Source organism: Pandoraea capi, assembly GCF_902459735.1.
GTDB lineage: Bacteria > Pseudomonadota > Gammaproteobacteria > Burkholderiales > Burkholderiaceae > Pandoraea > Pandoraea capi.
Map to the genome: position 1 here is coordinate 308,008 of NZ_CABPRV010000001.1, position 12,541 is coordinate 320,548.

Annotated in this window: 10 protein-coding genes; 9 read left to right on the forward strand and 1 reads right to left on the reverse strand. The window is 65.4% G+C overall.

The genetic code is table 11. The features are described 5' to 3' along the window. Positions 1-343: 343 nt before the first annotated feature. From mutL to PCA20602_RS01380, 9 genes are all read left to right on the forward strand, one after another. A complete protein-coding gene (mutL, locus tag PCA20602_RS01340) occupies positions 344-2,452 on the forward strand; it encodes a DNA mismatch repair endonuclease MutL (RefSeq protein ID WP_425495629.1) in 2,109 nt (702 codons plus the stop codon). Between the two features lie 7 nt (positions 2,453-2,459). Beyond that, positions 2,460-3,407, forward strand: a complete 948-nt coding sequence (miaA, locus tag PCA20602_RS01345; RefSeq protein WP_150719645.1) for a tRNA (adenosine(37)-N6)-dimethylallyltransferase MiaA — start codon at positions 2,460-2,462, stop codon at positions 3,405-3,407. A gap of 341 nt (positions 3,408-3,748) precedes the next feature. After that, on the forward strand, positions 3,749-4,609 hold the full coding sequence (locus PCA20602_RS01350) for an ABC transporter permease (protein ID WP_425495633.1): 861 nt from the start codon (positions 3,749-3,751) through the stop codon (positions 4,607-4,609). Between the two features lies 1 nt (position 4,610). Next, positions 4,611-5,672, forward strand: coding sequence for an ABC transporter ATP-binding protein (locus tag PCA20602_RS01355; RefSeq protein WP_150719646.1), 1,062 nt, complete (start codon positions 4,611-4,613; stop codon positions 5,670-5,672). A 105-nt stretch (positions 5,673-5,777) separates the two neighbouring features. After that, a complete protein-coding gene (locus PCA20602_RS01360; RefSeq protein ID WP_150719647.1) occupies positions 5,778-6,842 on the forward strand; it encodes an extracellular solute-binding protein in 1,065 nt (354 codons plus the stop codon). 35 nt (positions 6,843-6,877) lie between these two features. Beyond that, positions 6,878-7,801: an ABC transporter permease gene (locus PCA20602_RS01365; protein WP_150719648.1), complete on the forward strand. Its 924-nt coding sequence runs from the start codon at positions 6,878-6,880 to the stop codon at positions 7,799-7,801. Positions 7,802-7,860: 59 nt separating this feature from the next. Further along, complete coding sequence (locus tag PCA20602_RS01370) at positions 7,861-9,057, forward strand: M24 family metallopeptidase (RefSeq protein ID WP_150719649.1); 1,197 nt, start codon at positions 7,861-7,863, stop codon at positions 9,055-9,057. A gap of 59 nt (positions 9,058-9,116) precedes the next feature. Beyond that, a complete protein-coding gene (locus PCA20602_RS01375; RefSeq protein ID WP_150719650.1) occupies positions 9,117-10,358 on the forward strand; it encodes a metal-dependent hydrolase family protein in 1,242 nt (413 codons plus the stop codon). Positions 10,359-10,524: 166 nt separating this feature from the next. Further along, on the forward strand, positions 10,525-11,439 hold the full coding sequence (locus tag PCA20602_RS01380) for a LysR substrate-binding domain-containing protein (RefSeq protein ID WP_150719651.1): 915 nt from the start codon (positions 10,525-10,527) through the stop codon (positions 11,437-11,439). A 47-nt stretch (positions 11,440-11,486) separates the two neighbouring features. Here PCA20602_RS01380 and PCA20602_RS01385 read toward each other — a convergent pair whose 3' ends face one another. Beyond that, complete coding sequence (locus tag PCA20602_RS01385; protein ID WP_150719989.1) at positions 11,487-12,368, reverse strand: LysR family transcriptional regulator; 882 nt, start codon at positions 12,366-12,368, stop codon at positions 11,487-11,489. Between the last annotated feature and the right edge of the window lie 173 nt (positions 12,369-12,541).

Consider the following 12,541-nt stretch of genomic DNA (forward strand, 5'->3'; position numbering starts at 1 on the left):
ATTCCTCAAGATAAAGGACGCCGGCCCGTCCCTGCGGGCGCGCGACGAGTCGCATCATACCAGTGCGGCCGTCGTGCGTCGTTAAGTCTGCGTGACGGTAACACCCTGCGTCATGGCAGTTGCGGTGCATCCCCAATCGTCACGTTTTGCCGTTTCACCTTCAGGCACGCGCCGGTCGATGCGCTTCGCGCCCGCATTCGGCACTTTCACCGTTTTCGTCCCAATAAGATCTCATAACGGAATTAGTTGCCAATTAAAGGCGATTGCATCGAATTAAACGGGTATTGAACACCGAAACCGCGCTAAACCTATGTCTTTGAGGGCAACCTTTATAATGGTTCCCATGTCCGCCACCCCGACCCCCGCTCCCGAAGCGCAAGACCCGGCCCTCATGTCCGGCGATGCGCCGTCCGACGCCCCCGAGCGCCGCCCCGGCCCAATGCCGGCGGGCCTCGCGCCCGCACGCGCCATCCGTGTCCTTCCCGATCAGCTGATCAGCCAGATCGCCGCCGGCGAGGTGGTCGAGCGTCCCGCCTCCGTGGTCAAGGAGCTGCTCGAAAACGCCCTCGACGCGGGCGCCCGGGCGCTCCAGATCAAGCTCGAAGAAGGCGGCGTGCGTCGCATTGCGATCACCGACGACGGGGGCGGCATGTCCGCCGACCAGTTGCCGCTGGCGCTCACCCGCCACGCCACGAGCAAGATCCGCACGCTGGACGAGCTCGAATCGGTGCTGACGCTCGGTTTCCGGGGGGAAGCGCTGGCCTCCATCGCTTCGGTGGCCCAGCTCACGCTTTCGAGCCGCCAGATCGACGCGCCGCATGCCACCGCCATCGACGGCAATACCGGCGCCCTCACCCCGGCGGCCGGCCCGGTCGGCACGACGGTCGACGTGCGCGATCTGTACTTCAACACGCCCGCGCGCCGCAAATTCCTGAAGACCGAGCAGACCGAGTTCGGTCATTGCATGGACGTCATCCGTCGCAGCGCGCTGGCGCGCCCGGATGTCGGCTTCTCCATCCTGCACAACAACCGCGCGGTCGAGCACTGGAATGCCTCCGACGCCGCAACGCGGGTCTCGCGCGTGCTGGGCAACGACTTTGCCGACGCCCATCTGGCGCTCGACGAAGGCGCGGCCGAATTGCGCCTGTCGGGCTTCGTCGGCCTGCCGACGGCCAGTCGCGGCCGTGCCGACCAGCAATTCTTCTTCGTGAACGGCCGTTTCGTGCGCGACAAGTTGCTCACGCACGCCGTGCGCGCCGCCTATGAAGACGTGCTCCACGGCGACCGCTATCCGGCGTACGTGCTGTATTTCGAGCTGCCGCCGCAGTTGGTCGACGTGAACGTGCACCCGTCGAAGATCGAAGTCCGCTTCCGCGATGCCCGCAGCGTTCACCAGTTCGTGTTCCATGCCGTGCAGCGTGCCCTCGCACGTGCCGCAGGCAGCGGCGGTGCGACACACGCCGCCCATCTGACGGAGGGCGGCGGCCTCGCGGCCGGGCCGGGGGCTGCGGGTGGGGCGCCCGGCGGCCTGGGTGGCTTCGGTGGATCAGGCGGCGGGTTTTCCGGCGCACGCCCGTCCGGCGGCTTCGGCACACCGGGCGGCAGTAGCTGGAACGCGCGCGCGCAGCAGGGCGCATTGCCCGTGGCGCAGCCGCTATCGGTCTACGACAACCTGTTCGGACGCACGGCGCCGCCAGCCGCGCGCCCCTACGGCCAGCCGGGCGTGACGGATGCGCCCTCGCCCGCCTACGGCAACACGGGCGCCGCACAGGACGGCGCGACGTTCGCCAGCGGCCTCGCCGAGGTCTTCGGTGCGAATGGTGCCGGTGGCGCCAGCAGCGTCAATGCCGTCGACGCCATGCAACTGGAACAACCGCTGGGCTTCGCCCTCGGCCAGTTGCACGGCATCTACATCCTCGCGCAGAACGCCTATGGCCTCGTGCTCGTCGACATGCACGCCGCGCACGAACGCATTCTCTACGAGCGCTTCAAGCAGGCCCTCGTGGAGCGCAGCGTCCCCGTCCAGCCGTTGCTCATCCCAGTGACGTTCTTCGCCGATCCGGTGGAAATCGGCACGACGGAGGAACATCAGGAGACGCTCACGGCGCTCGGCTTCGATCTCGCCGCCATGTCCCCGACTACGCTCGCCGTGCGCGCCATTCCGGCGTTGCTCGACGGCGCCGACGCCCAGGCACTCGCCCGCGCCGTGCTCGCCGACCTGCGTCAGTACGGCGGCTCGCGCGTGCTCACCGAACGTCAGCACGAGTTGCTCGGCACGCTCGCCTGCCATACGGCGGTGCGCGCGAACCGGCGTCTCACGCACGAAGAGATGAACGCGCTGCTGCGTCAGATGGAAGCGACGGAGCGCGCCGATCAGTGCAATCACGGACGTCCGACCTGGTACCAGCTCACGCTCGGCGACCTCGACAAATTGTTCATGCGCGGACGTTGAGCGGTTCATGAAGGCTAATTCCCCGATCGTCTGTCTGCTGGGCCCGACGGCTTCCGGCAAGACCGCCGCCGCCCTCGCGCTGGCGCAGGACACCCCCATCGAGATCATCAGCGTCGACTCCGCGCTCGTCTATCGCGAGATGGATATCGGCACCGCGAAACCCAGCGCCGCCGAGCTGGCAGCCGTGCCGCATCATCTGATCGACATCATCGATCCGCGCGACGCCTACTCAGCCGCACAGTTTCGCGAAGACACGCTGCGGCTCGTCGACGACATCGCCGCACGCGGACGTCGCCCGTTGCTCGTCGGCGGCACGATGCTCTACTACAAGGCGCTCACGCAAGGCCTCTCGCCGCTGCCGTCGGCCGATGCCGAGGTGCGTGCCCGGCTCGACGAAGACGCCGCGCGCGACAGCTGGCCCGCGATGCATGCACGACTGGCGAGTGTCGATCCGGTGACGGCCGCGCGCCTCGCACCGAACGATTCGCAGCGCATTCAACGTGCGCTGGAAATCTACGAATTGTCCGGCAAGCCGATGTCCCAATGGCTCGCCGAACAGGCGCAGACGCCACTGACGTCGTCACCGCACGCGTTCGTGCCCGTCGCCCTCGAACCGTCCGACCGTTCGGTGCTGCACGCGCGCATTGCCGAGCGGTTTCGCCTGATGCTCGCCGCCGGTTTCATCGACGAAGTCGAGCGCCTGCGCGCACGCGGCGATCTCGATCCCGGCATGCCGTCGATGCGCTGCGTGGGCTACCGTCAGGTGTGGGAATACCTCGACGGCGAAACCGGCTACGACACGATGCGCGACAAAGGCATCTTCGCCACGCGCCAGTTATGCAAACGTCAACTCACCTGGTTGCGCTCCATGCCCGAGCGTCACATCGTCGACTGCACGGCCGCCGACGCGCCACAGCGCGCGCTCGCCACCGTCCGCGCACTCTGGCAAGACTGATCGTCGGCAAGATCACCTGATGTCGCACGCTTCACCGCCCCGGCGGTGAAGCCTCCTGCCCCGCTCCTTCCCGCCTGCTTCCGCCTCTTTCCCGTTCCTTTCCCGCCCGCCTCCGAGCGCCGCAACACGCCAGTCTCCATCACGGCTGCCCGGCCCGTCGCACGCGTCGAAATCTCATCGCCAGCCCGCGCCGATGCGCGTGCGCGCATCCGTTGAAACCCTGACAGCTTTCCAGTTTGCATGCCGATTTTGATATGCTAATTTGCATATCAACGTTTCGATCAATGCAAAATTGCATCGAATCCACGATACCGGGAAGGGTGCCGATGATGCAGACTTCGATGGAGCCGAGTGGGGTGGCGAGCGATGTGCCGAGGTTGCCGACAGGCGGCCCCCGGCGCGTGCCGCTTGCGAAATGGGCGATGCGTGCAGGCATCGCGCTGATCTATCTGTTCATGCTCAGCCCGCTGATCTTCGTCGTCTGGCTGAGCTTCTTCAAAGACGCGATCATCACCTTCCCGCCGAGCGGCTACACGCTGTCCTGGTACGTCAACGCATGGCGCAATGCTGCGTTCGCCAACGGCTTCCTGCTCTCGGTTCAACTCGCCGCCTGCGCGGCCATCGGCGGTGTGATCCTCGGCGTTGCCGCGTCGCTCGCTCTCGCCCGCTACCGTTTCCCGGGGCGGCGCACGCTCGGCAACGTATTGCTGCTGCCGCTCGTCGTGCCCGGCATCGTGGCGGGCATCGCCACCTATCTGTTCTATCTGCGCGCCGAGAACGCACTCGACATGGACATCGTGGGCACGTTCGGCGGCCTCGTGATCGCGCACATCTGCCTGACCATTCCCTGGACGATGCGGCTTGTCGGCGCCAGCCTCGCGCAGATTGACGGCACCATCGAAGAAGCCGCGCGCAACCTCGGCGCAGGGCCGTGGCGCACGCTGTGGCGCGTGACACTGCCGATGCTGCGTCCGGCCATCGTCGCGGCCGTGTTGTTCAGTTTCATCGTGTCGTTTGAGAACCTCGAACTCACCCTGCCGCTCGTGGGCCCGGGCAAGACGACGCTGCCCATCGCGATCATGCAGTACCTCGAATTCAATCTCGACCCGACGATTGCGGCCGTGTCCGCCGCGCAGATCGTGTTGCTCGGCATCGTCATGCTGATCACCGATCGCTTCGTCAAACTCAGCCAGGTGATCTGACATGGCCAACGTCTCGCTTCGCTCGCTGCGCAAGCAATACGGCAACGCCGCTGCCGTTGCGGACTTCTCGCTGGATATCGACGAAGGCGAACTCGTCGCGTTCCTCGGGCCCAGCGGCTGCGGCAAGACCACCACGCTGCGCATGGTCGCGGGATTCGTCGAACCGACGGCCGGTGAGATCTGGATCGGCGGCAAGGAGGTCTCGCGCCTGCCACCGCATCGTCGCAACACCGGCATGGTGTTCCAGCGTTACGCGCTGTTTCCGCACATGACCGTAGCGGAAAACGTCGCCTTCGGGCTGGAGATGCGACGCGTGTCCAGCGCCGATCGCGCCACGCGCATTCGTGAAGCACTCGACATGGTGCGACTCAGCACACTGGCCGATCGCTATCCGCGCCAGCTCTCCGGCGGTCAGCAGCAGCGCGTGGCCATCGCCCGCGCGCTCGCGATTCGTCCCGATGTGTTTCTGCTCGACGAACCGCTCTCCAATCTCGATGCGAAGCTGCGCACCGAAGTCCGCGAAGAAATCCGCGCGCTGCAACGACGTCTGGGCCTCACAACGATCTTCGTCACGCACGATCAGGAAGAAGCGCTCGCGATTGCCGACCGTCTGGCCGTCATGCACGACGGCTGCGTGCAGCAGATCGGCACCGCCGACGCCCTCTACGAGCGCCCCGCCAATCCGTTCGTCGCCAACTTCCTCGGCAAGATGAATTTCCTCGCCGGGCAGATGCAGGACGGACATTTCGTGACCGCAAAGGGAGAGCGTCTGGCGCTGGCGGGCACCACGGCGGACGGTGCAAAGCCGACGTCGCTGGGCATCCGGCCCGAACGTCTGCGGCTCACCGATGCGCCTGCGCCCACGGACACCGCCCTGCCCGTCACCGTCGACCAGACGATCTATCTCGGCTCGACGCTGGAGCTTCGGCTCAAGAGCGCGCAAGGCGAAACGCTCGTCGCTCACGTACAGAACACCGCCCGCGACGACGCCCGACGCTACGCCCCCGGTAGCGCACTCAAGGCCTGCTTCGCGAGCAGCGACTGCCTGTTTTTCAACGCCTGACGACGCCGCTACCGCATTCACGCTTCATACCCGCTTCATACCCGCTGCATTCACGCTTCGACCCATGCCTTGGCCCCGACGGCCAACGTTTAGAAGGATGACGACATGACGCACGCCCTGAACCGCCGCACGTTCCTCAAGACCGCCTCCGGTCTGGTGATCGCCCCCACGCTCGGGCTGGACGCCCTCTCGGCCTACGCGGCCGACGCGTGTCCGAACGTGGTCGTCGGCACCTGGGGCGGCGACTATCTGAACCTGCTCGAACAGAACATCGGCAAGCCGATCATCGAAGCCGCCGGCGGCAAGGTCACGTACGACTCGGCCGATCAGGTCGGGCGCATGACCAAGCTGCGCGCGGAGAAGGCGTCGCGTCGCGGCTCGCTCGACGTCGCCTGTCTGGCCGACCTCGACATGTACGACATCAACCGCTCGGGCATTCTGGAGACAGTCGACGCCAAGCTCGTGCCGAATCTGGCGAACACGCTCGACGCCCTGCGCCGTCCGTACTCGATCCCGCACATCTTCAGTGCGATGGTGATCGTCTACAACCCGGAGAAGCTCGGCACGAAGCCCGACTCGTTCACGGCAGCGCTCGATCCGAAGCTCAAGGGCAAAGTCGGCTTCTCCGACATTCTCTACAACTTCAACGTGGTGAGCAGCTCGCTCGCGGCAGGTCACAAAGACGGTGACATGGCCGGCGGCGTGCAGTTCCTGCGCGAGTTGCGCAAGACGCAACAGCCCAAGGTCTATCCGTCGAACGAAGCCGTGGCATCGGCGCTCAAGAGCGGTGACATCTGGTTCACGTGCATGTGGAAAGCGCGCGCACTGCAATGGAAGAAGGCGGGCGTGCCCATCGATTACGTGGTGCCGAAGGAAGGCGCGGTGCCGGTGACGTTCGAGGCCGCCGTGCCGAAGAACTCCCAGTCCAAACCGTGCGGTTTCAACTATCTGAACGCCATGCTCGATCCGCGCGCGCAGATCGGTTTTGCGGAGACGATGGGTTATGCCCCGACGGTGAAGAATGCGAATCTGCCCCCGGCGCTGGCGCAGACGGTGGGCTTCACGAACGCCGAACTCGACCGCATGGTCAAGCTCGATTACGCACGCTTCACTGCCGACAAGCCCGCGTTGCTCGACTTCTGGAACAAGGAATTCAAGGTGGGGCTGTGAGCGTTGCCGACTCCCCATCGTCACCGGAACCCGCGATGACTTCGCGTCTTAACGAAGCCGCCTCCGCCGATAGGGCCGACGCCGCGCGTGCACGACGCGCCCTCAAGGGCGCGTTCACTGGCGGGTCGCTCGCCGCGCCCGCCACGCTCGTCGTGCTGCTGGTGATCGTGTTGCCGGGATTGCAACTGGTGCGCTACAGCTTCAACCGGTTCGATCCCGTCGACATGATGCAGGCCGCGCTCACCGGCGCGAACTACGTCAAGTTCTTCACCGACCCATACTACCTGTCGGTGCTGTGGACGACGATCAAGATCGCCTCGCTGTGCACCGGGCTCGCGCTCGTATTCGGCTTTCCGGTGGCGTACGTGCTCGCGCGTACGCAGAGTCGCTTCAAGAGTCTGCTCGTCATGCTGCTGGTGTTCCCGCTGCTCGTGGGCAACGTGGTGCGGGCGGCGGGCTGGATGGTGATGCTCGGCAACGCGGGCTTCGTCAATTCGCTGCTCGTGTCGCTGGGCATCGTGTCGCAGCCGGTGCGTCTGCTGTACACGCCGTTCGCGGTCGTCATCGGCACCACGGCCGTGGTGTTGCCGTACATGATCCTCACGTTGCAAAGCGTGCTCGAAGGCATGGACTTCTCGGTCGAGGAAGCCGCGCGCAATCTCGGGGCGACCTTCCGCCAGACGCTCACCCGCGTGATCCTGCCGATGGCCGCGCCGGGCATCGCGGCGGGCACCATGCTCGTGTTCATTCTGTGCATGAACGCCTATGCCACGCCGGTGCTGCTCGGCGGTACCGGCATCACGATGATGACGCCCTCGATCTACGACCAGATCGCCAAAGCCAACAACTGGCCGTTCGGCGCGGTGCTCTCCATCGTGTCGATGGTCGTGACGTTCGCCCTGGCCATCGCCTCGCACTGGGTCATCCAACGCCGTTATGCGAAAACGATGATGACCTGACGCTACGCACACTGCCCCGTTTGTCCCCCATTCGACATCAAGGAATCAAGGACTTCGCCATGCCGACTCTCTCCGATGCCACACGTCAGTATCGTCGCGCGCTGATGAACGATCTGATGGACCGCACGCGCGTCGATGCGCTCGTGTTCACCGCTGCCGACTTCTTTCAATGGGCCACCAACTTTCACGTCGACGTGCAGACGTGGGAGCGCCCCATCGCGGTTTGCGTGCCGCGTAACGGCGAGCCGTTCGCCGTGATGAACGAACTCTCCACGCATCATCTGATGATGGCGCGCGAGCGTCACCATCTGTGGCTCGATCTGGATCGCGTCACGCTGTACGCCGAGCATCCGCGCGTGACGCAACGTCAACCGCTGCTGGCCGAAGTCCCTGCACTCATTGCCGACACGTTGCGTGCGGCGGGTCTCGGCGGATCGCGCATCGGTGTCGACGCCGCGGGCGGTCCGCTCGCCCGCGCAGGCGCGATGCTGCCCGACGCGAAGCTCGTGCCGATGCTCGCCGACATGCGCGGCCTGCGCTGGGTCAAGCACGCGGAGGAGATCGCCATCATGCGCGCTGCCGCCGAGCTGGCCGACTGGGTGCAGGACCGGTATCGCGAGAACATCCGCCCCGGGCGCCTCGTGCAGGAACTCGATTACTCGATGGCCGCGCTCATGGTCACCGAAGGGGCGAAGCGCTTTCCCGGCGAGAACCTCGAAGTCATGCGTTGCTGGACACTCTCCGGCCCGGCATCCGCATCGCCCCATGGCGACGGCGCATCGTGCGGCGCGCGCTTCAGCGAGGGCGACGGCATGGTCAACATCGTGATCCCGCGCCTGAATGGCCTCGTCATCGAGAACGAGCGCACGTGGTTCTGCGGCAAACCGTCGAGCGATCAGGCGCGCTTCTTCGAAGTGGCGCGGGCCGCCAACGACGCTGCGGTGAACGCCGCCGTGACCGGCAAACCGGTGTCGGGCATCGACGCCGCCGCTCAGGCCGTCATCGAGAAGGCGGGGTGCGGCGAGTACATCCGCCATCGCACGGGCCACGGCATGGGCATCATCGGTCACGAGTATCCCGACGACATGGCGTTCAACCATCGGCCGCTGCTGGCGAACGAAGTCTATTCGGCGGAGCCGGGCATCTACGTGTACGGCCTGGGTGGCTTCCGTCTCGACGATTCGGTCGTTACGGGCGATACGCCGGTGATGCTCACGAACACACCGCGCACGCTCGCGCACGCCACCATCGCTTAAGTCGCGCCGCCCCGTACCCACAAGAACTAGCGAGACCCTACGGTCCCGGAGGAGAGGTCATGGAGTCGATTCTGCTGTCGAACTGTGCGTTGCTGGACCCGGTCAAGGGCGAGCTTCGCGAAGACCATGCGGTGCTGATCGAAAACGGCCGCATCAAGGAAGTGTCCGACAAACCGATCCGGGCGACGTCTGCCCGCGAGATCGATGCCCACGGGCGTACCGTCATGCCGGGTCTCATCGATCTGCATGTGCACGTGCATGCCACACAACTGAATCTGTCGGCACAGGCGCATCTGCCGAACGTGCTCGTCACGCTCAAGTCCGTGCCGATTCTGCAAGGCATGCTGCGGCGCGGCTTCACCACCGTGCGAGATGCCGGCGGCGCCGGTCACGCCATCAAGCACGCGGTGGAGAGCGGTCTGGCGGAGGGGCCGCGACTGTTCGTGTCGGGCCGCGCCATCAGCCAGACCGGCGGGCACGGCGACGGACGCCCGCGCACCGACTACATCGGCACCGATGGGCCGTGTCCGTGTTGCGTGCGCGTCGGCGCGCTGTCGCGTGTGGCGGACGGCGTGGACGAAGTGCGCCGCGCCGTGCGCGAAGAACTGCAAATGGGCGCGGACCAGATCAAGATCATGGCGTCAGGCGGTGTGGCGTCGCCCACCGATCCCGTAGGCGCCTGGGGCTACTCCGAAGACGAGATTCGCGCCATCGTCGCCGAGGCGCGTGCACGCGGCACGTACGTACTCGCCCATGCCTACACGGCGCAGGCCATCGAACGCGCGGTGCGTTGCGGCGTTCGCACCATCGAGCACGGCAATCTCGTCGATGAACCCACGGCACGTTACATGGCCGAACAAGGCGCTTATGTGGTGCCGACACTCGTGACCTACGACGCGCTCGCGAACGAAGGCAAGTCGCTCGGTCTGCCGGACGACAGCGTCGCGAAGATCGCCGACGTGCACGCCGCCGGCCTGCGCTCGCTGGAGATTTTCCGTGAGGCGGGTGTGAAGATGGGCTACGGCTCGGACCTGCTCGGCGAGTCGCAACGTCTGCAAAGCGACGAATTCCGTCTGCGCGCCGAGGTGCTCTCGCCGGCGGAGATTCTGCGCAGTGCGACGGTGGTCGGCGCCGAGGTGCTCGGCCAGTCGGGACAATTGGGCGAGATCGTGCCCGGCGCGCACGCCGACGTGCTGATCGTCGATGGCAATCCCCTCGCCTCGCTCGACTGCCTGCTCGGACAGGGCGAACGGATTCCGATGGTGATGAAGGGCGGTAAAATCCACGCTTTCGCGCTGTAAGGCGCGTGCTGCAACGGCGTTCGGACATTCTGGGCACGCGGACGTCAGGACAACGGGCAAGACGATGCACAGGCCACGGCGCGCAGCAGTTGGGCGCGTCGGTGCGACGGCCCCCGTACGTCCTTTCCGGCACGCACTCTCACGCCAACCCTTCCGTGGAGAATCGATGGATTTCCGGCACATCGACGCCTTTCGTGCGCTGATGCTCACGCGCACGACCACCAAAGCGGCACAGGTGCTCGGCACGTCGCAGTCTGCGGTGAGCCGTCTCGTCGCCGATCTCGAACGCTCGACGCGCCTCACGTTGTTCGACCGCGCCCGTGGCCGCCTCGAACCCACGGTGGAGGCGTTTGCGTTGTTCGAGGAAGTCGAGCGGCGCTACGCCGGGCTGGAGAACATCCGCGAATTTGCGCTGAATCTGCGCAATCCCGACAAGGCGCTCATTCGCGTGGGTTCAGTGGTGTCGTTCGGGCTGGGGTATTTCGCTCGCGTCATGGCCGGCTATCGTGCGGTGCATCCGAGCGTGCAACTCGCGCTCATTACCGGCGCGTCGGATCTGATTCGCGATCAGGTCGTCACCCGTCAGCTCGCACTCGGCCTGCTGACCGATACGCGCGACGTGGCCGCCACCGATGCCGTGTCGTTCGCGAAACTCGATGCGATCTGCGCGTTGCCCGCCGGGCATGCGCTCGCGCGCAAGAAGGTCGTGCGTCTGGCCGATCTGAAGGGGCAACCGATTCTGTCGTACGAACCGACGGATATGGTGCGCTGGGGCATGGATCAGTTGTTCATCGACGGACAATTGCATGAGCAGGTCGTCGCCACCGCGCGCTATTCGGTGAACATCGCGACGATGGTCAAGGAGAATGTCGGCATCGGCCTGCTGCATCCCGTTGCCGCTTACGACTTCCTCGACTCCGATCTCGTGCTGCGCCGCTTCGAGCCGTCGATGCCGTTTCACACCCTTCGCATCACCCCGCGCGGCGCGGCGCCCACCGCACAGATCGATGACCTCGTGCGCGTGATGGAAACCACGCTCGACGACGTGATGCACGCCGTGGAATCCCGCATGAAGCGCTGATGCATGGATGTGCGAACGTGCGCCAAGGCACGACACGTGCACGACGCTCACAGCATGCGGTTACACATGAAGTCCACGAACACCCGAAGTTTCGGCGACAGATGACGGCTCGACGGCCAGAGCATCCAGAACTGACCGGGATTCACGAGATAGTCGCCGAGGAACGTTTGTAGGTGTCCGTCGGCCAGCGCATCGCGCGCGAGAAAGTCCGGCATGTAGGCAATGCCCAGGCCGTGCGTGGTCGCACTCAGTAGCGCTTCCATGTTGTTGCAGGTCAGGCTCGTGGATAGCTTCGGCTCGTGAGCGACATCGGCCACGAACGCCCACGGCTGCAATTTGCCCGACGTCGGAAAGCGAAAGCGGATGCACCGATGCGCTTCGAGGGCTTGCGGCGTCTGCGGCGTGCCGTGCGTTGCGAGATAGCCCGGCGACGCGCACAACACGAAGCGAAACGGCCCCGCGCGCCGCGACATGAGCGTGGAGTCGGGCAGATCGCCGCTGCGAATGACCACGTCCAGTCCGTTGTCGATGAGATCGACGATGCGGTCGTCGAAGTCCAGATCGAGTTCGATGTCCGGATATTGCTGCGCAAAGGCCGGCAGCAGCGGCATCAGGAACCGATAGGCGGTCACCGGTAATCCGACGCGCAGCTTGCCGCGTGGCGTTTGCGACACCTGCGAGAGCATCGCGCGGGCATCCGCGAGTTCGTCGAGCACGCGACGGCAACGCTCGTAGTACATCTGACCGGCTTCGGTGAGATTGACGCGTCGCGTGCTGCGCTGAAAGAGGCGCACGCCGAGTGTCGTCTCGAGCCGGGCGATCTGCTTGCCGACGGCCGATGCCGACACGCCCGTCGCCCGCCCCGCCGCCACGAAACTCAACGTTTCCGCCGCCCTTACGAAGGCCGTGATTTCCGCCAGATTGTCCATCGTCATCAAATCCTGAAGTGCGGTCGATGCGTGTTCGCTCACGCTAAGTGTGGGCGTGCCCGCCTGCCACCTTGACCTGTTCGCTTGCCCGCTCCCAGTCATCGGAAGCGGCGGCTCGATCATCTGTCGGCAGATTACGGAATTTACCTCCTCAATCTGCGAACTCTACGCCT